At 36.7% G+C, this 23,574-nt stretch carries 18 protein-coding genes; 4 read left to right on the forward strand and 14 right to left on the reverse strand.

Features of this window, described 5'->3' with window-relative positions; translation table 11 throughout:
- Positions 1-6: 6 nt before the first annotated feature.
- Positions 7-984, forward strand: coding sequence for a lipid A-modifier LpxR family protein (locus tag J4050_RS12460; RefSeq protein WP_208154920.1), 978 nt, complete (start codon positions 7-9; stop codon positions 982-984).
- A 92-nt stretch (positions 985-1,076) separates the two neighbouring features.
- Here J4050_RS12460 and J4050_RS12465 read toward each other — a convergent pair whose 3' ends face one another.
- A complete protein-coding gene (locus J4050_RS12465) occupies positions 1,077-2,705 on the reverse strand; it encodes an isocitrate lyase (protein WP_208154921.1) in 1,629 nt (542 codons plus the stop codon).
- Between the two features lie 69 nt (positions 2,706-2,774).
- Positions 2,775-4,373 carry a malate synthase A gene (aceB, locus tag J4050_RS12470; protein ID WP_208154922.1) on the reverse strand — a complete coding sequence of 533 codons (1,599 nt, stop codon included), beginning with the start codon at positions 4,371-4,373 and terminating at the stop codon, positions 2,775-2,777.
- A 119-nt stretch (positions 4,374-4,492) separates the two neighbouring features.
- Here aceB and J4050_RS12475 point away from each other — a divergent pair, with 119 nt between their 5' ends.
- Positions 4,493-5,971, forward strand: a complete 1,479-nt coding sequence (locus tag J4050_RS12475) for a helix-turn-helix domain-containing protein (RefSeq protein WP_208154923.1) — start codon at positions 4,493-4,495, stop codon at positions 5,969-5,971.
- Here J4050_RS12475 and J4050_RS12480 read toward each other — a convergent pair whose 3' ends face one another.
- The 11 genes from J4050_RS12480 to J4050_RS12530 form a co-directional block, all read right to left on the reverse strand.
- Positions 5,972-6,628, reverse strand: a complete 657-nt coding sequence (locus J4050_RS12480) for an HAD family hydrolase (protein WP_208154924.1) — start codon at positions 6,626-6,628, stop codon at positions 5,972-5,974.
- Between the two features lie 125 nt (positions 6,629-6,753).
- Positions 6,754-8,661, reverse strand: coding sequence for an acetate--CoA ligase (gene acs, locus J4050_RS12485; protein ID WP_208154925.1), 1,908 nt, complete (start codon positions 8,659-8,661; stop codon positions 6,754-6,756).
- Complete coding sequence (locus tag J4050_RS12490) at positions 8,654-10,567, reverse strand: acetate--CoA ligase (protein WP_208154926.1); 1,914 nt, start codon at positions 10,565-10,567, stop codon at positions 8,654-8,656. The genes acs and J4050_RS12490 overlap by 8 nt, the downstream gene beginning before the upstream one ends.
- Positions 10,564-10,791, reverse strand: coding sequence for a hypothetical protein (locus J4050_RS12495; protein WP_208154927.1), 228 nt, complete (start codon positions 10,789-10,791; stop codon positions 10,564-10,566). Before J4050_RS12495 ends, J4050_RS12490 begins: the two co-directional genes overlap by 4 nt.
- Before the next feature lie 64 nt (positions 10,792-10,855).
- Positions 10,856-11,221, reverse strand: coding sequence for a response regulator transcription factor (locus J4050_RS12500; protein WP_208154928.1), 366 nt, complete (start codon positions 11,219-11,221; stop codon positions 10,856-10,858).
- A gap of 20 nt (positions 11,222-11,241) precedes the next feature.
- Positions 11,242-13,932 (reverse strand): sensor histidine kinase, encoded by a 2,691-nt coding sequence (locus J4050_RS12505; protein ID WP_208154929.1) that lies wholly within the window; start codon positions 13,930-13,932, stop codon positions 11,242-11,244.
- Between the two features lie 356 nt (positions 13,933-14,288).
- A complete protein-coding gene (locus J4050_RS12510; protein ID WP_208154930.1) occupies positions 14,289-16,064 on the reverse strand; it encodes a sodium:solute symporter family protein in 1,776 nt (591 codons plus the stop codon).
- A 26-nt stretch (positions 16,065-16,090) separates the two neighbouring features.
- Positions 16,091-16,351, reverse strand: a complete 261-nt coding sequence (locus J4050_RS12515; protein ID WP_208154931.1) for a DUF4212 domain-containing protein — start codon at positions 16,349-16,351, stop codon at positions 16,091-16,093.
- 12 nt (positions 16,352-16,363) lie between these two features.
- Entirely contained in the window at positions 16,364-17,575 is a 1,212-nt protein-coding gene (locus J4050_RS12520) for a hypothetical protein (protein WP_208154932.1), read from the reverse strand.
- A gap of 108 nt (positions 17,576-17,683) precedes the next feature.
- Positions 17,684-18,103 carry an IS1/IS1595 family N-terminal zinc-binding domain-containing protein gene (locus J4050_RS12525; protein ID WP_208154933.1) on the reverse strand — a complete coding sequence of 140 codons (420 nt, stop codon included), beginning with the start codon at positions 18,101-18,103 and terminating at the stop codon, positions 17,684-17,686.
- Between the two features lie 83 nt (positions 18,104-18,186).
- Positions 18,187-19,572, reverse strand: a complete 1,386-nt coding sequence (locus J4050_RS12530; RefSeq protein ID WP_208154934.1) for an alanine/glycine:cation symporter family protein — start codon at positions 19,570-19,572, stop codon at positions 18,187-18,189.
- 123 nt (positions 19,573-19,695) lie between these two features.
- Here J4050_RS12530 and J4050_RS12535 point away from each other — a divergent pair, with 123 nt between their 5' ends.
- Both J4050_RS12535 and J4050_RS12540 read left to right on the forward strand, forming a co-directional pair.
- Positions 19,696-21,420 (forward strand): amidohydrolase, encoded by a 1,725-nt coding sequence (locus J4050_RS12535; RefSeq protein WP_208154935.1) that lies wholly within the window; start codon positions 19,696-19,698, stop codon positions 21,418-21,420.
- Positions 21,421-21,442: 22 nt separating this feature from the next.
- Positions 21,443-22,543 carry a T9SS type A sorting domain-containing protein gene (locus J4050_RS12540; protein WP_208154936.1) on the forward strand — a complete coding sequence of 367 codons (1,101 nt, stop codon included), beginning with the start codon at positions 21,443-21,445 and terminating at the stop codon, positions 22,541-22,543.
- Positions 22,544-22,546: 3 nt separating this feature from the next.
- On the opposite strand, the gene holA is transcribed toward J4050_RS12540, so the two are convergent.
- On the reverse strand, positions 22,547-23,551 hold the full coding sequence (holA, locus tag J4050_RS12545) for a DNA polymerase III subunit delta (RefSeq protein WP_208154937.1): 1,005 nt from the start codon (positions 23,549-23,551) through the stop codon (positions 22,547-22,549).
- Positions 23,552-23,574: the final 23 nt, after the last annotated feature.

Genomic DNA, 23,574 nt, shown 5'->3' on the forward strand with positions numbered 1-23,574 from the left:
TTTATTTTGAAAATAAATCATCTTGTCTATTATACCATTCTTTTTTTATTCTGCCAATCATATGGGTTCGCACAGGAGGATAAAGATTTTAAATTCCAACTAGAAATATCTACCGATAATGATGCCTTTATAATCTGGGAAAATTTTGACCGCTATTACACCTATGGAGCTGGGTTTAAACTCAATTTTAAGGCGAAAAGACTATTAGGATTAGAAAACCTATTTCAGGATAAGTCTGCTTATTTCTTCAGTGCAGGAATTAGAAGCGAAGGCTACACTCCCACGAAAGAAACCTTTACGGTTCAAGAATTCTCTGAAGAGGGTTTTAATTTTGAAAGACCCTTTGCAGGACTTTTGTTTGGGACTTTTAATGTCAATTATTTATTTAAAAACGCTTTTGCAAAAGCAGAATTATATCTCGGAATAATGGGGCCTTCGGCCTATAGTCGCGAGATACAAGACTGGATCCATGAAAACATTACTGACGATGACCTAATTAATGGATGGGAGTTTCAAATCCCTGATCAAGCCATTATCAATTTCAACTTTTCAGCTGCTCAGGTTCTTTATTCAAATAACAAGTGGTTTGAACTATATGCAGACGGCCAGGCAAGATTTGGAAATTTATATATTGACGCTACACCAGGCATAGGCGTTAGGCTAGGTAAGTTTGCATCATTGGGCGAATCAAATGTATTCGGTAATGGACTTGTAGCACCGCGAAAAGTAAAGGAACTCTACTTAAGGAGCTCGTTTTCGGCAACTGCATCGTTATTTGATGGCACCGCACAGGGAAATATTTTTAGCACTGACTATGCCTATCGCATTGATGATTTAAGCCATTTTCATACATCAATGAGTCATGGTGTTTTTTATTCTGGCAATCGCTTTTCTGCCAGTTTTGACCATATTTTTACATTCGGTAAAGTCAATCAACGTGTAAGGCATATTTATGGTCGATTTGTTTTTAACTATAGATTTTAAAGTAAAACACACCCTTTTTGGGTGTGTTTTTACTAACAAAACTAATAAACAATTATAACAGATTACGAATACTAAATTCTTCTTTTTCTACTTTATGCTACTACAGCTAATTTCTGTTTTTTCTTAGGCCCTGACTTTAATTCAAACTGGTTTGAGGTATTTTTAGCACCGCCTGCTTTGAGCGCTTTTTCGCCTGCAAAGAAAGTTTTGTGGTCATCTCCTAAATCAGAACCGGCCATTCTCTGGTGCTTCACACAAGACACGCCTTTTCTTATTTCCTGACGTTGAACACCTCTTACATAAGCCAGCATTCCCTCTTCACCAAAATAGCCTTCAGATAAATCATTCATGTGCAAAGCAGTAGTATGATAAGTCGGTAAAGTAATAAGGTGGTGGAAGATACCAGCTTCTTTAGCACCATCTAATTGAAATGTTTTAATTTTCTCATCTGCACGCACACTTAAATCTGATGTATCATATTTAACATCCATAAGATTATCCTTGTCATATGCCGATACATCTTCACCATTTAATACCATTTCTTCAAAAACCTGATTGCGGAAATTCAACGTCCAATTAAATGAAGGCGAATTATTGTATACCAATTTAGCATTTGGCACGGCTTCTTTCACACGATTTACCATGTGTGCAATTTGCTTAACATTAGGTGTCGGTGTTTCTATCCAAAGTAAATCGGCACCATTCTGAAGACTTGTAATACAATCCAGCACTACCCTATCTATGTTGGAACCTTCCTTAAATTTGTAAAGTCCATTAGGTAATCGTTTTGGTCGCATTAATTTACCGTCACGCTTCAATAGCACATCATCTTCCTTGGCTTCTTTAATAGTTATTTCTTCAGCATCAACAAAGGCTAAATATTGAGAAGCTAAGTCTCCAGGCTCTTGGCTAACCGGTAATTTTTGTGTGAGCCCAGCGCCTTCAGAATCTGTTCTAGCGACTATAATTCCATCCTCAACACCTAATTCTAAAAAGGCATAACGCACCGCATTTAGCTTAGCAATAAAGTCTTCGTGCGGAACGGTTACTTTTCCATCCTGATGTCCGCATTGCTTGGCATCTGATACTTGGTTCTCAATTTGAATAGCACATGCTCCAGCTTGTATCATCTTTTTAGCTAATAGATACGTGGCCTCTTCATTACCAAATCCTGCATCGATATCAGCTATAATGGGAACAATATGAGTTTCAAAATTATCTATTTGAAATTGAACATTTTCGCCTTCAGCACGTCTTCTAAACAAGTCGTTTAATTCAATAGCATCTGCTTGACGCAAGAAATCATAAATCTCCTCTATCAAAGCCGGAACAGCTGTTTTTTCGTGCATTGATTGGTCTGGCAATGGTCCAAATTCCGAGCGTAATGCTGCTACCATCCAGCCAGAAAGGTAGAGATACCGCTTATTCGTGGTTTTGTGATGCTTTTTAACAGCAATCATCTTTTGCTGGGCTACAAATCCATGCCAGCACCCTAATGATTGTGTGTAATTTTCGGGATTTGAATCGTACTCTGCCATATCCTTACGCATAATGGCAGCAGTGTATTTAGCGATATCTAATCCTGTTCTAAATTTGTTTTGAAATGCCATTCTTGCAGCATTTTCTGGTTGTATGGCATTCCAAGTATTGCCATATTTTTTCTTGAGATTTTTTACAGTTTCTAAAGCCGAGCTGTAATTGTTTAGTTGTAAATTTTTCATAATTTTGAAATGTTATATTGATTAAATATTAGTCCCGTATTATGTTGCCGCATAAGCGGGATTAGTTTTTTATAATTGTCTGTAAGCTGAGATGGTTAAAAACTCCTCAAACTCATCCTGTGTTACCAAACGCTTAAATAAATCAATAGCCTGAGGGAATTTTGTAGATTCAATTTTATCTTCACCTACTTCAGTAATAAGTTTTTCAACCTCATCTGAAAATAAGTTTTCAAAGAGTGCCTGGTCAAATTGACGACCATCCTCTAAAAAAGCCTCATTCTTAAGCCATTGCCAAACTTGAGTTCTTGAAATTTCTGCAGTAGCAGCATCTTCCATAAGGTGGTATAAAGCCACTGCACCGTATCCTCTGAGCCAAGCTTCCATATACAATATACCTACATTGATGTTCTTTCTAATTCCAGCTTCGGTAATTGTACCCATAGGTAACTCAACCAAATCTGCTTCAGTTACTTCAATATCGTCTCGTTTTTTAAATATTTGATTTGGTGTAGGCATGTACTTATCAAATTCTTTCATAGCCACCTCAACCAGTGCGGGATGTGCTACCCAAGTACCATCGTGTCCATTTTTAGCTTCACGTTCTTTATCAATTCTCACTTTCTCTAAGGCTTCAGCATTTGCCTTTGGGTTATTCTTTATTGGAATTTGTGCCGCCATTCCTCCCATGGCGTGTATTCCCCTTTTATGGCACACTTTTATTACCAAATTGGAATATGCCGCCATAAAAGGTGTTGTCATGGTTACTTGATCTCTATTAGGAACAACAAAGCCCTTATGATTTCTAAACTTCTTAATATAGGAGAAAATATAATCCCATCGTCCACAGTTGAGCCCAACTATATGGTCCTTTAGCTCGTAAATAAATTCATTCAATTGAAAACTTGCTGTAATGGTCTCAATGAGCAGAGTCGCCTTAAATGTCCCGTTAGGTACACCTAAGTATGCTTGTGCATATTCAAAAACTGCATTCCACCATCTCGCCTCGAGGTAATGTTCTAATTTAGGCAGGTAGAAATATGGTGCAGAACCCTTATCCATAAGTGTTTTGGTGTTGTGAAACACATATAGCCCAAAGTCAAACAAACTACCAGACACTTCTTCTCCATTCACTAATACGTGTCTTTCGTTGAGATGTAACCCTCTTGGTCGTATAAGAAGAACCGCTGTTCTATCATTTAATTTATAGTGTTTGCCCCTTGCTTCATCAATGAGTTCAATTGTTCTTTTATTAGCATCCAATACATTTTGTTGTCCTTCCAAAGTATTTGTCCAACTTGGTGCATTGCTATCCTCAAAATCTGCCATAAATGTCTTTGCCCCAGAATTGAGAGCATTGATTACCATTTTTCGGTCCACAGGCCCAGTAATTTCAACCCGTCTATCTAACAAATCATCTGGAATTGATTCCACTTTCCAATCTCCTTCCCTTATAGCCGTTGTTTCCTCTGGAAAAGAAGGATAATTACCTGCGTCAAAGAAAGTTTGTTGTTGATTGCGCTTTTCTAATAATTCTAAGCGTTGTTTATCAAACCTCTTATGAAGCTGTTTTATAAACTCTAATGCTTCCTCGGTTAATATGTTTGGGTAGTAACTGGTAACATCTTCGGAAAAGGTCATTTTGTTTGGTGTGGCAACAGTGTATTCCATAATTATCTGATTTAGTGATACAATGTTACAATCTATTTTTGAAAAAAACAAGCGAACGTTCGCTATTTTTTATTTTTCGCTATTTATGATAGTTCGCAAATAGTGTTATATTTGTTTTTATGGAACAGGACTATATTAAGTTGATTTTTGGCTTAAAACTTAAGCAAATACGCACAGAACGCGGCCTCTCGCTGTTTGGACTGTCAAAATTATCTGGCCTCTCAAAGTCTTACTTAAATGAGATTGAAAAAGGAAAAAAATATCCTAAGCCCGATAAAATCGCCGCACTATCAGAACATTTAGACGTACCATACGATGATTTGGTATCCCTAAAACTAGATAAAAACCTTGCGCCTATTGGTGAAATTTTGCAATCTAAATTATTAAAAGAGATCCCTTTAGAGCTGCTGGGAATTCAAGAAAGCACTTTAATCGACATAGTCGCAAATGCTCCACAAAAAATCACAGCATTTATAAGTACTATTATTGAAATTGCGAAAAATTACAGTTTCAGTAAAGAGAACTTCTACCTCGCTTCTGTGCGCTCCTTTCAAGAAGCTAACAATAATTACATTGATGAATTAGAGGAAGCGGTAGTAAAGTTTGCAAAAACCTACCAAATAGACTTAACTCAACAAATCAGAGCTCAAGAATTGGAAGAAGTACTTGTAGAGGAGTTTGGCTATACCATAAATTATGATGAACTAGAAACCCACAGTGAGCTCGATAAGCTCCGGTCGATTTTCATCCCGAAATCTAAAACATTGCTAATAACCAAAAACATGGACGACGCCCAACGCGCATTTATCTATGGTAAGGAGCTAGCATACAACTACCTTAAAATAAAAGATCGCCTGTACACCTTTTCTTGGATCGCATTCGATAACTTTGATGAAGTCCTCAACAATTTTTATGCCTCTTATTTCTCAGGTGCTCTGATTATTCCAAGACAAAGTTTAGTCGAGCAGCTTAAGAAACTTTTCGCCAAAAAACGGTTTAACGAGAAAGAATTTCAGTCCCTGCTCAATCATTACAATGCATCTCCAGAATCAGTTTACCAGCGACTCACTAATATTCTCCCCAAAGATTTTAGCTTAAAGAATCTTTTCTTTCTAAGGTTTTCACACAAGAAAGACTCCAGTAAATTTGTGTTAAATAAAGAGTTACATTTAGCAAAACAACAATCGCCACGAGCTAGGGAAACGAATGAACACTATTGCCAACGATGGGTGTCATTAAAAACTTTAAACGCAATTAGTAAATCTGGCTCAGACCATGAATTTGATATTCAGATTTCTAATTATCCTGTAGAAGAACGACAATATTTAGTATTAGCTTCGGCAACCCCAGACCCTTTCAAAGCCAATCAATATCGTAGCATATCAATTGGTATTGAATTGAATACGCAACTGAAACGCAAAACCAATTTTTTGGATCATAGAAGTTTAAAAACTGTAGATGTTGGTGTTACTTGTGAACGCTGCTCTATAATTAATTGTAGTGAAAGACAGGCTGACCCAATTATCTTAGAAAAACGGAAAAAAGAAATGGATACAGCAAAGGTCGTTGAAGACATCCAAAAAAAATACAGTAAGTAATTACAGCAGTAATTTTGCCTTATCGTAATGAAGCTCTTTAAAATCCGAGATAACTAAATCTGCTTTTGAGTAATCTTGGCCGTGAGAATGGAGACTCCTATAACCAACACAAAATATTTCTGCTGATTTGGCAGCGATTATACCATTAGTGGAGTCTTCTATCACCATACAATTAGTCTTGTGATAGCCTGTATGTGCTGCAGCCTTTACAAAAATCTCTGGATGCGGCTTAGATTGCTTTAAATCGGCTCCGCTGAATTTACCATTAAAATATTGATTTAAGTCAAACCTATCGAAGATTCGGTTTATATTAGGCATGGATGCTGAAGAGGCCACCACCAAGGTCACATTGTTGGCATGGAAATCTTTTATTAAATCCAACACTCCAGGTATTAATGTCAACGCCTCGTCATTATCAAACAAATACTTAAAGTGCTGTCGTTTTAGCGCGACAAGCTCCTCTGCTCGATTGCGTAATTGAAAATGATTAACTAACCGACGACAAATATTTATAGTGGATTGCCCAGTGAAAGAATCATACAAAGCTTCACCGACATTAATACCCACATCTTTGAACATAAGATGGTAAGCCTTGTGATGTAATGGTTCAGTATCAACAATCACACCGTCCATATCGAACAAAACAGCTTTGAGCATAGCCTTAATTTTAGGACGAAGATAAATTTAATTCAACAATGCTATAAGTTTTAAAATTAAAAAATCCGAATTCTAGACTCTCACAATGCGAGTTGAATCCGGATTTACACTACTAATCAAAAGAGCTATTGGACATTATCCATGATTTCTTGAACAACTTCTGGATTGAGCAAAGTACTTGTATCGCCTAAATTATCCGTTTCGTGAGATGCTATTTTTCTAAGAATCCGTCGCATTATTTTACCTGATCGTGTTTTAGGCAAGCCAGATGTAAATTGTATTTTATCAAGCTTAGCAATTGGACCGATACGGTCTGTAATCAACTGATTAATTTCTTTCCGCACATTATCGTGCATCCTTGTTTCACCAACATCCTTAAGGGTTATATAGCCATAAAGCGCATTACCCTTAACATCATGCGGGAATCCGACAATAGCCGATTCCGCAACGGCATTATGCTCATTTATAGCATCCTCAATTGGTGCTGTACCTAGGTTATGGCCAGAGACGATTATAACATCGTCTACACGGCCTGTAATACGATAATAGCCTACCTCATCTCGCAGAGCACCATCACCTGTAAAGTACATATTTTCAAAAGCTGAAAAATATGTATCCTTATAACGTTGGTGATTGCCCCAAATAGTTCGAGCCATGGATGGCCAAGGAAATTTAATACACAAACGACCGTCCACTTGATTACCTCTGATTTCTTCACCATTCTCATCCATTAAAGCTGGCTGAATGCCTATGAATGGCAGGGTTGCATAGGTTGGTTTTGTGGGTGTTGAAAAAGGTATTGGCGTAATCATAATACCTCCAGTTTCGGTTTGCCACCATGTGTCTACAATTGGACTTTTCTTTTTACCAACATTATCGTTATACCAATGCCAAGCCTCTTCATTTATAGGCTCTCCAACTGAACCAAGAACTTTTAGTGATGATAAATCATATTTCTCAATAAGCTCAGTTCCATGTTTAGCTAGGGCTCTTATCGCTGTTGGAGCCGTATAAAACTGATTGACTTTGTGTTTTTCTACTATATTCCAAAATCGACCAAAATCAGGATAGCTTGGCACGCCTTCAAACATCACCGTAGTAGCTCCGTTGCATAGAGGACCATAAACAATATAACTATGTCCTGTTATCCATCCTATATCAGCAGTGCACCAATACACATCATCTTCACGGTACTGAAACACGTTTTTAAACGTATATGCAGTGTAAACCATATAACCACCCGTGGTATGAAGCATCCCTTTAGGCATTCCCGTTGACCCTGATGTATATAAAATAAATAGCGGGTCTTCAGCATCCATAACAACTGCAGAATACTCACGATACGCTTCATCTAGCAATGGCTGCAACCATTCGTCGCGCCCTTCTTTCATGCTTATTTCAGAATTAATGCGTTTCGCCACAAGAACAGACTCCACTCCTGGGCAATCCTCCAAAGCTTCATCAACAATTCCCTTTAAATCAATAGTTTTAGCACCTCTGTAAGAGCCATCGGAACAAATGACCATCTTTGCATCACAGTCATTAATTCTGGTAGATAATGCAGTGGAGGAGAATCCTGCAAATACCACAGAATGAATAGCACCAATTCTAGCGCAAGCCAATACAGCTACTGCTAATTCTGGAATCATAGGTAGATAAATACATATACGATCTCCTTTTTTAATGCCCTTATCATGAAGAACATTAGCAAATTTACAGACTCTTTCATAAAGTTGCTTGTACGTTATGTGCTCAGCAGGTTCATTAGGGTCATTTGGCTCAAAAAGAATTGCTGTTTTATCACCTCTTGTGTGCAAGTGCCTATCTAGACAATTTTCTGTTATATTCAATTGCGCACCCTCAAACCATTTAATTTCGGGCTTATTAAAATCCCAACTCAACACATTATTCCATTTTTTACGCCAGACGAAATGTTCTTCGGCAATTTCTTCCCAAAAAGATTGTGGATGATTAACGGATTTACGATAGACCTGGAAATATTCTTCGAAGTGCTTTATATGATAATTACTCATGGTTAATTATGTTTTTATGTATTCCTATTTGATTTTGTTTATATACGTGTTCAATTTCAGAAATTATTGTCACATCATCAATAGTTGACGGTACATTATATTCCAAATCATCTGAAATATTACGTAGTAATTTACGCAAAATTTTTCCAGATCTTGTTTTCGGCAAACGCTTTACCACAAGCACATCCTTTAAGGAAGCTACGGCACCAATTTCATGACGTACATCTTTTATAATTTCTTTTGAAATAGTTTGAGAATTAGACGAATTTCCAGATTTTAAGACCACTAAACCCAAGGGCTTCTGACCTTTTAAATCACAATGAACGCCAAACACAGCGCACTCTGCAACAGCTTCGTGGCTAGCAACTACTTCTTCCATTTCTGCAGTTGATAAGCGATGACCAGCGACATTAATAATATCATCTACACGACCAGTAATAAAAACATAACCATCTTCGTCCTTATAGCCTCCGTCCCCAGAAAAATAATATCCGGGAAAACGATTTAAATATCCATTTTTAAAACGTTCTGGGTTTTCCCAAAGGTTTAATAGACATCCTGGTGGTAAGGGTAACTTTACAGCCACAAAACCCTCGACATCATCAGCTACTTTCTTACCGTTATCGTTAAGTATCTGAATATCATAGCCACAAACCGGCAAGGTTGCAGAACCCGGTTTAACGGGCAACCGCTCAATGCCAACCATATTAGCCAACATAGGCCAGCCACTTTCTGTTTGCCACCAATGATCAATTACAGGCACATTTAAATGCTGTTCTGTCCAACGGAGTGTTGACACATCACAACGCTCACCTGCAAGAAACTGATATTTCAAACTCGCTAAATCATATTTTTTTATGAGTTCACCATTTGGGTCTTCTTTCTTTATAGCACGTATGGCGGTCGGTGCCGTAAACATTACCTTAACCTTATGCTCACTTATAACGCGCCAAAAGGTTGATGCATCTGGTGTTTTAATTGGTTTACCTTCAAAAACAACAGTTGTATTTCTATTGAGCAAAGGACCGTAGACAATATAACTATGGCCAACAACCCAGCCAACGTCACTAGCGGCCCAATAGACATCGCCCTCATCTACACCATAAACATGTTTCATGGAGAACTTTAAAGCAGTGGCATAGCCACCAGAATCGCGAATTATGCCTTTAGGTTTCCCTGTGGTACCTGAAGTATAGAGAATATACAAAGGGTGATTTGATTCTACCGGAATCGGCTCTATACTTACAGATTTTGAAACTAAATCAGCATAATCTATGTCATAAGTTTTAGAAGGTATTTCAACACCTAAATTTCTATCATATACAATGACATGCTCCGGCTTATTTTCTGCAAGGGCAATTGCCTCGTCCACAAAAGGCTTATAAGGTATAATGCGTTCAATTTCTATTCCGTTAGATGCAGTTATTATAGCTTTAGGTTTGCAATCATCTATTCTTATAGCTAATTCGTGCGGTGCAAAACCACCAAAAACTACTGAATGAATGACACCTAATCTCGCGCATGCCAACATAGCGTAAAGGGCTTGGGGAATCATAGGCATATATATTATAACCGTATCCCCTTTAGACAAACCAAGAGCCTGAAGTCCACCAGCTAACTTAGAAACCTCTTGATGCAATTTATAAAACGATATATGCTCTTTAGTCTTTGTCACAGGTGAATCATAAATAATAGCATCTTGATCACCGTGACCGTCCTCAATATGTTTATCTATGCAGAGATAGCTCACATTAAGTTTACCGTCAACAAACCATTGCGGATAGCCATACTTATCTTTCCCTAGAATAGTTTTTGGTTTTGTGTACCAAGACAAGGCATTTGCTTGATCTTCCCAGAATTGCTCTTTGTTCTGGATACTTTCTATATACTTTTTACTATAACTCATGGCTTGAGAGTTTTAGATTTGAACAAACCAAACCAATTAGGATTTAGAATATTTAGTTTTATGAGCACCCATAGAATAACTACAAAACACGCACCCATAACTAATGATTCTACAGGTCCTGTAGCTGTTTTACTTTCTAATTTAAAACGGAAATATAGGGTAATAACGACATAAGCACTGATAAGGATATCAGAGGTCATACCATTTAATCGAAGTTGTTTCATTTTAATATACTTTAATTACACATTGTTTGCTTGCACACAAAACCAATGGTTATTAAAGTTGAAATTAAGTAGTGATTAACTCATTAATTTCTGAAACTATTTTTTTTATTGAAAACGGCTTTGTTAAATATTTATCAGCTCCAAGTTTTACACCCTTTTCAATATCTGAAGCTTTATTTTTTGCAGTTAAAAACACAACCTTAGTGTTCTTCAACTTTTTGTTTTCTTTAATTAACTTAAGTGTTTGATAACCATCTACTTTTGGCATCATAACATCTAGTAGTATGATATCTGGAACAACTGTTTCTAATATCTCTAATGCTTCACCTCCATCTCTTGCAATATATACTTCAAAATTTTGCTTTTTAAAAGTATATTCTAATGTCATTACTATGTTTGGCTCATCATCAACGATGACTATCTTCTTCATTCTCCTAATTCTTATACAATTTACTTAAAAGGTAGTTGAAAACCAAAGGTTACACCATTTTTCTCATTATTTTTTACCCAAATTTTCCCGTTGTGATTTTCTACGATTGTTTTAGATATAGCTAAGCCCAACCCACTACCCTCAGGTTTTATAATATTTTGATTTTTTGATTGGTAAAACTTATCGAAAATAAAAGGAATGTCTTGATTCGGTATACCCTTTCCATTATCTTTAACACTAACTTCCAGAAGCCCCTTTTCATACTTATAATCTACTACAATTTCTCCTTGTTCCGGCTTACAAAATTTAATCGCATTAGAAATTAAGTTCGTTAATACCTGAAGTATTCGGTCCTCATCATATTGAGCAAAAACGTCACTGTTGTTAGAGTGGATAATTGTAATATGCCTTCTAGATGCAATGTGTTCTAAATTCTGAATAGCTCTTTGAATAGTTTCTCTAATATTGTGCTTTTTTAAACTGAGCTGTGCTCGTCCCTTTGAAAGTTTCTCAAAATCCAGAATGCTATGTATTAGTCTAGACAACCGATCACTATCTTGCATCATATTTTTGAGAAATTGCGTTCTAAGCTCCACTGGCATTTCGTCAGAATCGTCCATCAATAGCTCCGTTGCCGCCCGGATTCCAGTAATAGGTGTCTTAAGCTCGTGTGCTACTGTATCTAAAAACTCGTCCTTTTGTTTATCTTTCTCAATCAACTCACTATTTGCTTCTTTTAATTTTGAAGTTAATTGGGTCAACTCCTCTGATTTATCTCTTAACAATTTGTTGCGAGCGATTGTCTCCTTAGATTCCTCTAATATCTTAAGGACTTCAACTAAACTTACTTCCTCTTCTTTTACAACACTTGAGATTAGAATCTTTGCAGAAGCACTACCAATACTACCTGTCAATAATTTTTCTGAAAAATTAATCAGTCTGGCATCAGCCATTTGTGTATCTGAAGCTAGATTATATTTCCTAAAGAATAAACTAAGTGCACGTTCTGTGCGCGCTTGACCTAAAAACTTATTAAGGACATTTTTAATTTCGGCGACATAAGCTTCACCCTTCCAAACTAAAGCACCATCTTGTAAGTCCGAATAGTTGCGGCTGTCTACAAACATTTCGGCATAATTACGCTCTCTGTAATTTCCTTTATATAACAGTGAAAACAATAGATAGCATGAGCCATTTACTAGCATACTCCAGAAAAAAGCATGAGTCGGAGGACTTAGAAAATCAATTCCAAAAAGGGCGTGGGGTTTTAGTGCTTCAATTGGCACAAAACCATTTTGGGCAAAATCGTTGGACCCTGTAAATGCTTCAATTAGAAAAGGAAGAATTAAAGTGTAAAACGTCACGAGAAAACCTGCCGTTATTCCGATAATTGTTCCTTTTGATGACCCTCGATTCCAAAACAGTCCAATGAAAAAGGAAGGCGCTAATTGTGCGATAATTACAAATGCAATTAACCCTATAGAATATAAAGACAACTCATAAGAAAAATTCACGTAAAAAGCATAGGCAATTATTATGATTGAAAAAATTGAAATACGACGAATATTCTTTATATACTTGGCATTACGCTCGGGATGGCTTTGAATGAATCGATCTAAAAAGCCATAAGGAATCACAAGGTTATTACTTACCATTACAGATAAGGCCAAGGTCGAAACGACCACCATTGAAATGACAGCCGACAAACCTCCTAAAAAGACCAGAACTGCCAATGTGGTATTTCCGTTTTTAAGTGGCAGCAATAAGGCATAATACTCCGCTTGCTCTTCTATGCCAATGTTTAAATTACCTGCCCAGGCCACAAAAATGACAAAGACATTAAAGAGCAGTAAGTATAAGGGGAACATCCAAATAGCATTTTTTAAATGCTTCTCTCTAACATTTTCAACAACAGAAACCTGGAATTGTCTTGGCAATAAAAAAATGGCAAAGAATGACAGCAAAATCGTATAAAGCCAAATAAAACCGTTTTCGAAGCCGTTAATACTTATAAGGACACTAAAATTGGAACGCTCCACCATCCTGGTATAAATATCTTCAGTACCATCAAACAATATATAAGTCACATAAAAGCCGACGCATAAGAAAAACACCAACTTTAATACTGACTCAATGGCCACTGACATGACAATTCCTTTGCGTTTTTCTGAGGCATCTGTAGTTTGTGTTCCAAAAAACGTCGCGAAAATCGCTAGTAACAGAGCGATGTAAAATGTTGAATCGTCGTAAACTGATGTTGATACATAACTCGTATCGTCAGACAAGATTTGAAATGTTTCAGAAACTGCTTTAAGCTGTAAAGAAATATAAGGTACAATTCCAAGCAGACAGATTAAAGTTACCAATGCTCCTAAAAATCTATTATTGCCATAACGCAAACTTAAAAAATCGGCTATAGAACTTATTTTATGCTGTTTAGAAATTCTAATAATTTTACGTAAAACTACAATCCATAATGGAGCCGCTATAACTGGCCCAAGATATATAGGTAAAAAACTTATTCCCGAATTAGCGGCTATACCAATACTTCCGTAATAGGTCCAAGCTGTACAATAGACTCCTAAGGAGAGTGTGTAAACTATGGAGTTGTTAACCCATTTACTTTTGGCGTTTTTTTCAGCCAAAAAAGCAATGCCAAAGAGACTTGCCAAGTAAATTACAATAATGATGAACAACCAGTAATTACTCATAGTGACGCTTCAAGACTATGTATGAAATGATTATTGAAACAGACCAAATACAAAAAATTGAGAAGTATAATGTTGGGACGCCCAATACAGCACCTTCGAAATCAAATATGAGTAGTAATGGAATATTCAGCAATAGCAACAAAACTATCCCTAAGACTACTAATTTCTGTTCGTGTCGTTTTTTCAAGATATAATTCGTTTAAACGGAGATTTAAATATAAATGAAAAGATCCTTAATGAGGTTATGAATACATGCAAAAAACAGCATTGCACATTGCAATACTGTTTTTTCCTAACTAAAACATATCAAGATTAAAATGTATCGTTGATACTATTTTTAAGTTTTCCGTAAAGCCTTAATGAGACTGAGCTTCACCTGCTCCTGACGGGATTCTTATATTTTCTACAATCTCCTGCACATGTTGTGGTGGTGGTGGTGTCATCCGAGATACGATAACTGAAACAACTACGTTAACTAGCATTGCTACTGTTCCAAATCCTTCTGGAGAAGTTCCAAACCACCATTCACTAGCTGGTCTTGGATCCATAACTCCGATCAATCCAGTTTTATAAACAATCATATAAAACAGCATTAAGGTTATACCCACAATCATTCCTGCCACAGCACCTTGACGATTCATACGTTTATCAAAAATCCCAAGGATAATTGCTGGGAAAAATGATGCAGCTGCTAACCCAAAGGCCAGCGCAACTACCGCGGCAACAAAACCTGGCGGATAAATACCAAATAGCCCTGCAATAATAATTGCCACAACAATAGCACCTCTAGCCCACATCAACTCCCCTTTATCAGAGATGTTAGGCTTTAATTGCTTTTTAATTAAATCATGTGATATTGATGTGGAGATTACCAATAATAAACCCGCAGCTGTCGATAGAGCTGCAGCTATACCACCAGCGGCTACTAAAGCAATTACCCAGTTTGGCAAATTAGCAATTTCTGGATTGGCTAATACCATAATATCCCTGTCTACATAAAGCTCATTAGCTTCAGCATTAGGATTTGAAATGGTACGTTCGCCATATTGGCCTCTTGAATCAGTATATTTTGGTTTTTTGCCTTCTATTGAGCTTCCTGCTACGTATTGAATTTTACCATCGCCATTCTTATCTGACCAAGCAATTAAACCCGTATCCTCCCAATTCTTAAACCATTGTGGAATTTCCTTATATTCAGTATTACTAACCGTTTCGATTAAATTAGTTCTTGCAAAAACAGCAATTGCTGGTGCAGTAGTATATAAAATAGCAATTAACAATAATGCATATCCTGCAGACTTACGCGCATCTTTAACTTTTGGTACTGTAAAGAATCGAACAATTACATGTGGTAATCCTGCCGTACCTACCATAAGCGCTAAAGTAATCGCGAATACATCCCAAGTGGATTTACTACCATCGGTATATTCGTTGAAGCCTAGTTGTGTATGTAACGCGTCTAGTTTATCAAGCAAAAATGTTCCATCTTCTACTGTTCCCCCCATTCCTATTTGTGGAATGATATTCCCAGTCATTTGAATAGAAATGAAAAACGCAGGTACCATAAATGCGAAAATTAACACGCAGTACTGTGCCACTTGGGTATATGTAATGCCTTTCATTCCACCTAAAAAGGCAAAAACTAAAACTACGGTCATTCCAATAATTACTCCAAATGTAATATCAACCTGTAAGAACTGTGAAAACACTATACCAACACCGCGCATTTGCCCAGCAACATAGGTAAACGATACTATTAATGCACAGATGACTGCAACGGTTCGTGCTGTATTTGAGTAATAGCGATCCCCAATAAAATCTGGAACAGTGAACTTTCCAAACTTCCTTAAATAAGGCGCTAATAACAATGCTAAAAGCACATAGCCTCCTGTCCAGCCCATTAAAAATACTGAGCCGTCATATCCCATAAAAGAAATAAGACCTGCCATTGAGATGAATGACGCCGCACTCATCCAGTCTGCTGCTGTAGCCATACCATTGGCTAATGGCGAAACACCTCCACCAGCAACATAAAATTCTTTTGTTGAGCCCGCTCTAGCCCAAATTGCAATTCCGAAGTATAGTGCGAATGTCACACCTACTAATATCCATGTCCATACTTGTACACTCATAATTTTAAATTTTTATTAGTGGCTGACTATTCGTCGAAACCATATTTTTTATCTAGTTTATTCATCAATCGTACGTAAACGAAAATTAATATCACGAATACATAAATAGAGCCTTGCTGGGCGAACCAAAAGCCTAGCTTGAAGCCTCCTAATCTTATTTCATTTAAGGCATCTTTAAAGAGAATACCACAACCATAGGATACGATGAACCAAATGGCCAATAGAATGGAAAGGTATTTGACGTTCTCTTTCCAATATGCTGTTGCATGTTTTTGTTTTTCCGACATAATTTTAAGTTTTTATAAGAATATCATAGCTTGTACCGTGAACAACCCCGTAGCATCTGCGCTACCAATTTTAGTGTTGGTATATTCAACACTAATCTTAGAATGATGACCTGTTAAAAATATATTTCCACCTATACCAAGGCGTGTTGAATTATCATCAATAGCGTCTATCTGACTGTTGTTATAAGACACATAAGGCTGCAAACGTGTTTTTGTTTTGTCTCCAGGAATTAGATACCCCACATGGGTGTAAAACATATTACCTGTTGCATATGGTCCTAATCTAAAATCTTGACCGTAATCATTATTTTGAAAAACAGCATAAGCTGTTATAGCGTCATTATTTCCTCCAAGCGGTGCATCGTAAAAGGCATCAACAGCTAATATGGTAACATCTGCTCCTTCTCCATTGGATTCTACAACACCATTGGCATGATTAAAGAAACCTGCACCAACATTAAATACTTTTTTACTTCCTAGATAGGTTCCTACCTTGTAGGGGAGAAAATTAGACTCCTCGTCTAAAAAGTTATAATCAAAATACCCTTGGATTACTTTTCCTGCATCACCAGAACCGAGAATTGTTCGCCCGCCATAAACAGTTGTAGCGTCCACCACAGGATCTCTTGTGTCTAAAGTACTGGCATTTGCCTCATTATAAGCTACACGATATTGAAGCCGACCGATTTTACCTTTCAAATAAACACCAATATGTCTGGCAAATTGGTCTGACAACCCAAGAGTTGCCCAAGATTGACGGTTGTTGTCCAAGGTTAACATATTTAAGGTGCTTTGGTTGTTGGCGCGAGAAATACCATTCCAATAATGCAGACCAAATCCTGCTGAATGTTTATCTGTAAGTGCCCATTCGCCCCAAAAATCGTGAAAGAACAATTGAGAGTTTTCTCCGTAACCAAGTGGAGAGGTATTATTCCCATTTAAATTATTAAGGCCAAAATGAGTTAGAATTAAGAACTTCTTGTTAAGCTGGGTATAGGTTAATATCCTTGCTCGCCTAATGCTCAAATCTAATTTACTGTCCGTTGAGGGTGCATTATCATCGTATTGTGCCCAAAATTGGCCCCATGCTATAATGCGAAGGTATTTAGACCCATCCTCATTAAATTTAACCTTATAGCCTCCAGTATACTCGTCTATACCTTGAGCAAAAAATAACTGACAGGATAGAAGTAATCCCATCAGTATTAAGCTTGTTTTTTTCATACATTTAGAGTTTAGTTAGTTATACATTGGTTTTGTGTGCACTACTAAACTCTAAATAATAAGGACTTAAAAAAAAGTTAATATATTTTTTTGGTAATTTTTTATACTTTATTCTCTAAAACGTTCCCATTTTATGAGCATAAACTTATCACCAAGCTCAGTTACAACAGTACCTGCTCCCGATAAATTATCACGTTCTGAAAAGAAATTAGCAAGTTCTTCTGCATTAAGAATTTTATAGGTTGGATGATATTTTGAATTATAAGGGCGTTTTATATTGTACTTTTTTACCCAGTTCATAATACTAACGTGAGAAATACCTAGTATACGTTCTATTTCCCTATAGGTCAACCCCTCTAAATATAGCTGTAACGCCTTGTTAACATAATAATCATCGATTTTTTTACCAATCTTATTGACGGTGAAAAAGTAACTACAATCTTTACACTTATAACGCTGTCTTTGATTAACCACTCCGCTCTTAATGTACTGGTCGGAATTACAGTTAGGACAATTTGTAATTTTCATATATACTAAATTAGCATAAATATATCAATTTAGCAAACTATATAAAAACAGATGTCTTTTGTTTTATCTGAAGCTCTATGAACCTAAACAAAATCTTTTGTTTTTAAGCCTTTAAAATAGACTTTGGCAGCCTTTAAGACCTTAGGTGCTAAAATAAGCGTTGCGGTCATAGTTGGTACGGCCATTAAAGCAAATACGCCGTCTATAAGATTTATCATCATATCCAATGAGGTGGTGGCACCAATAAGTATACTAAGGATATAAAAATAAGTATAGTAGTGTTGGTTTTTGGCACCAAACAAAAAAGACATGCATTTAGAACCGTAGTAGGAATAAGAAAATAAAGAACTCATACTAAATACCGTAATACAAACCAGCAAACCATAAACACCATAATTAGGCATTACTTCTGAAAATGCAGAAGCTGTTAGACTTACACCGTTATTATCGGTCGTCTCCCAAACGCCAGTTACTAAAATTGCTAATGCTGTAAGTGTACAAACAACTAGTGTATCTATTGCAGGCCCAAGCATAGCAACAAGCCCCTCTCGTATAGGTTGATCTGTTTTAGCAGCTCCATGAGCTAAAGGTGCTGTTCCGATTCCGGCTTCATTTGAAAACGCTCCTCGTTTCACACCGTGCAAAATCAATGCTCCTAACACACCTCCTAAAAAGGTATCATCCTTTGGATAATAATTAGCTTCGAAAGCATCAGTGAAAATCAGCTTTAAGAAATATCCCAATTCATCGTAATGATGAAACAAAATTATAGCAACCAAAACAAAATAAAGAACAACCATGAGAGGCACCAACTTAGAAGCAACCTTTCCTATACGCGTTATACCACCTAAAATTACCAAGGCTGTCAACGCGACCAAAAAGATCCCTACACCTAAATTTGAAAGAAATGAAACCTCCACACCATTAGGCTCTAATAGAATATCATTAATAGCTTGGGTCAGTTGATTAACATTAAATACGGGCAATGCTCCAATTAAACCAAATATACTGAATGCAATGGCTAAAGGCTTCCATTTTTTTCCCAATCCTTCTACTATGAAATACATTGGACCTCCCTGTATATCACCTTTACTGTCCTTTCCTCGATACAATACGGCAAGTGTCGAGGTGAAAAATTTGGTATTCATCCCAATTAATGCGCTTATCCACATCCAAAACACCGCGCCAGGACCACCAACAGCAATAGCAACTGCCACACCAGCGATATTACCCATACCTATTGTTGAAGACAAGGCCGTTGATAACGCTTGAAAATGTGAAATCTGACCCGGGTCGTCTGGATTATCGTACTTTCCCCTTAATACATTTATGGCATGCCCTAAGTATCTAAAGGGTAAAAATTTAGAACGGATAGCTAAGTACAAACCACCTCCAACAAGTAGAATTAGCAATGGTAAACCCCACGCTAAGGATGAAAAACCCGCTAGTAATCTATCTAACCACTCCATTTGGAGCTAAAGGTAATAATCTCAACGATAAATTATTAGAACTTTGCTTTAATAAAAACGGAAAGTTGAAAGTATAAGTTTCTAATTTTATAGTAACTTATGCTCTCAAAAAACACCCAGCAAATGACATTAAATCATAGTTTTAAAATTTTACTTGTTTCATTCGTTCTCATACTCTTTAATTGCTCAAATCAAACAGAAGATAAAGCCTCAATGCTTATCTATGGAGGAACCATTTATACGGTAGATGACTCAAACCCCACTGTAGAAGCCGTAGCTATTAAAGACCATACAATTCTTTTTGCTGGAACACTTAAAGATGCGGAAGTATATAAAACAGATAACACAGATCTCATTGATTTAAAAGGCAAAACGATGACTCCTGGTCTTATTGAAGGACATGGTCATTTTATGGGGCTAGGCTATAACGAATTAAACTTAGATTTGCTAAACACCTCAAGTTACCAAGAGATTATCGATGCCGTAGCTGAACGTGTAAAAACTGCCAAGCCTGGAGAATGGATAACAGGACGAGGATGGCACCAAAGCAAATGGGATTCATTACCTGCTGAAATGGTCAATGGGTTTCAAACGCATCACAGATTAAGTGAGGTTTCACCTAACAATCCTGTATATCTCAGACATGCTAGTGGACATGCAAGTTTTGCTAATGAGAAAGCAATGGAAATTGCAGGTCTTGTTTCACTTGCTCAAGATGGCATTAAGAAATTTGAAATTGAGGGTGGGGAAGTTATTGTTGACGCATCAGGCAAACCCACAGGTGTTTTCAACGAACGTGCTATGACATTAATTACAAAACACATACCTGAGCGCACTGAAGCATCAGACCTTCAAGCTTTTGACCTTGCTGTAAAGGCATGTCACAAAAACGGTATAACCTCTTTCCATGATGCAGGTATTCCAAGAGAAACCATCAATCTGTACAATAAAATGAAATCTGAGAATAAATTAGATGTTAGAATTTATGCGATGCTTACAGGTTGGGATAAAAAACTTTTAAATGAATGGTACGATAAAGGTCTTATGATAGATAATGACAACCGTTTTACAATTCGCTCTATAAAATTAAATTGCGACGGAGCCTTGGGTTCACGCGGTGCTTGGCTTTTAGAGCCATATTCTGACAGACCAGATCATTTTGGGCACGAAACCTTACCCATGGAATTTGTTAGGGAAACCTCACTTAAAGGCTTAGAAAACGGTTTCCAAGTCTGTTCACACGCTATTGGCGATAGAGCTAATCGTGAAATTTTAGACCGTTATGAGATTGCCTTCAACGCGCTTCCAGAAAAAGCAAATGACCATAGATTTCGTATTGAACATGCACAACATTTACATCCTGAAGATATTCCACGATTCGCAGAACTAAATGTTATACCAGCAATGCAGGCCGTTCATATGTCATCTGATAGACCTTGGGCTATTGACCGTCTTGGTGAAAAACGGATTAAGGAAGGAGCCTACATGTGGCAAACCTTGTTACAAAGTGGTGTACCAATTGTAAATGGTACTGATGTACCTGTTGAACCCATAAATCCTATTGCAAGTTTTTATGCGAGTGTAAGCCGCAAAACCTTAAGAGGAACTCCTGAAGGCGGTTATGAACCGGAACAAAAAATGACTCGTGAGCAGGCATTAAGATCCTATACTCTCGATGCCGCTTATGGTGCTTTCGAAGAAGATATAAAAGGATCAATAACCAAGGGGAAACTTGCTGATTTCACCATTTACAGTCAAGATCTTATGACGGTGCCAGAGGCCGATATTCTAAAAACAAAAATTGAAATGACCATTTTTAACGGCGAAATAGTATACTCTGAAGAATAGTGAATCTATTTTACCAAAACCAATGAGGCTAACTTCCGTAATTTTAATTTCTTTTATTTTTACTTTTTCTTCGTTTAGTCAAGATTATACCTTAGAATCCCCTCTTGACAATACAGTAAGTGAGACTTCAGGACTTATTTTTTTAGATAATATCCTAATTACTCATAATGATTCTGGCAATAGCAACGAGCTCTATGAAATAAATACATCAACCGGAGATATTACACGTACTGTTACGATAACCAATTCTACGAATGTGGATTGGGAAGACCTCACCTACGATAACAATTATATTTATATAGGTGATTTTGGAAATTTTGATGCTACTAGGACCAATCTAAGAATTTATAGAATCTCTAGAAACGATTACATCAACTCTAATTCAGTAACTGCAGACGTTATTAATTTTAGCTACAATGAACAAACTGACTTTTCAGTACAAGAATTCACCACTAATTTTGACGCTGAAGCTTTAATTCATTACAACAACAATCTTTATGTTTTTACTAAAAATTGGGCAGATGGCAATACCAACGTTTACACAGTGCCAAAAACACCAGGAACTTACAGCATCACTGCTATTGATGTCCTTAATACCCAAGGGTTAGTTACTGGTGCCACCACGAGTGTTGATGGTTCCAGCATAGTCCTTTGTGGATATGACCTCAACGGTTCATTTTTCATTAATTTAAATGGATTTAGCTCTGGCCTATTTTCAAATGGCTCTTTGACAAAAACATCCATTAATCCACCTAATAGTTATTCATTTCAAACCGAAGGTATAGCACCCATTAATAATAATGAATATTATGTTTCTGCTGAAGCAGGCAATGGCAATTCACAAGGACTTTACAGCTTTAATTTGAGTACATTAAGTACTGAAGATTCTCAGCCAAACCGTGATGTGGATTTTTATCCAAATCCTGCAAAGAATTTTGTTCAACTAAATTCTGAAGAATATTTAGCTTCTATTTATACAATTGCGGGACAATTGATTAAATCCTTTGCTACAAGTAAATTAGATATTTCGGATATAAATAGTGGACTTTACATTCTAAGACTTACACCTAAGTCCAAAGTCGGCGAACCACTAACCCACACTTTTATAATAAAAGGTAATTAGAGTTTATTTTAGAATCTTAACTAATAATTCTTTTAACAAATCACCTTGAGGTACAGCATTAGAACCAACACCTTTTCCTTTGACGTCATACTCTCTTAATAATGAAATTATAGCACTTACTTTTTTCATTGGGTAATTGCGGGCAGCATTTAAGTATTCATTTACAAAATACGGATTAATACGAAGTGCAGAAGCTACACTTCTAGGAGACCTATCTGCCATTCCATGTAAATGAAGGAGTTGCGAAAAAAAATTGAACAATAAAGCCATAGTTACAACCAGAGGATTATCCTTTGGATTATCTCCAAAATATTTAACGATTTGGTGTGCCTTTAATACATTGCGTTCGCCAATAGCCTTTCGCAATTCAAAATTGTTAAAGTCTTTGCTAATTCCTATATTTTCTTCGATATGCTCTGGCGTTATCTGGGTGCCTTTGGGTAAAACTATTTTTAGTTTGTTAAGTTCGTTATCAATTTTACTTAAATCTGTCCCTAAGAATTCCACCAACATTTGGGCAGCTTTAGGAGAAATATCGTAATTCTTGCCAGATAAAACACGTCTTATCCAGTCTGCTACCTGATTTTCATATAGTTTTTTGCTTTCAAATACAACACCCGCTTTAGATAGGGCTTTATAAAGCGCTTTACGCTTATCAATTTTTTTATACTTGTAGTTAAGAACCAATACTGTGGTTGGTTGAGGTTGATTGGCATAAGACGCAAGTTTTTCAATACTACGGCTTAAGTCTTGAGCCTCTTTAACGATAATAACCTGACGCTCGGCCATCATAGGAAAACGTTTAGCATTACTTACTATATCATCAATACTTACATCTCTTCCATATAAGACCATTTGGTTAAATCCTTTTTCTGCTTCATCGAGGACCGTATTTTCTATAAACTCAGAAATCTTATCAATGTAATAAGGCTCTTCTCCCATTAAAAAGTAAATAGGCTTGATATCCCCTTTCTTAATTGATTTTACTATTTGCTTAACTTCTTCCAACTAAAGACTGATTTAATGCTGTT

The sequence above is a fragment of the Winogradskyella pelagia genome, from assembly GCF_017581965.1.
Lineage (GTDB): Bacteria > Bacteroidota > Bacteroidia > Flavobacteriales > Flavobacteriaceae > Winogradskyella > Winogradskyella pelagia.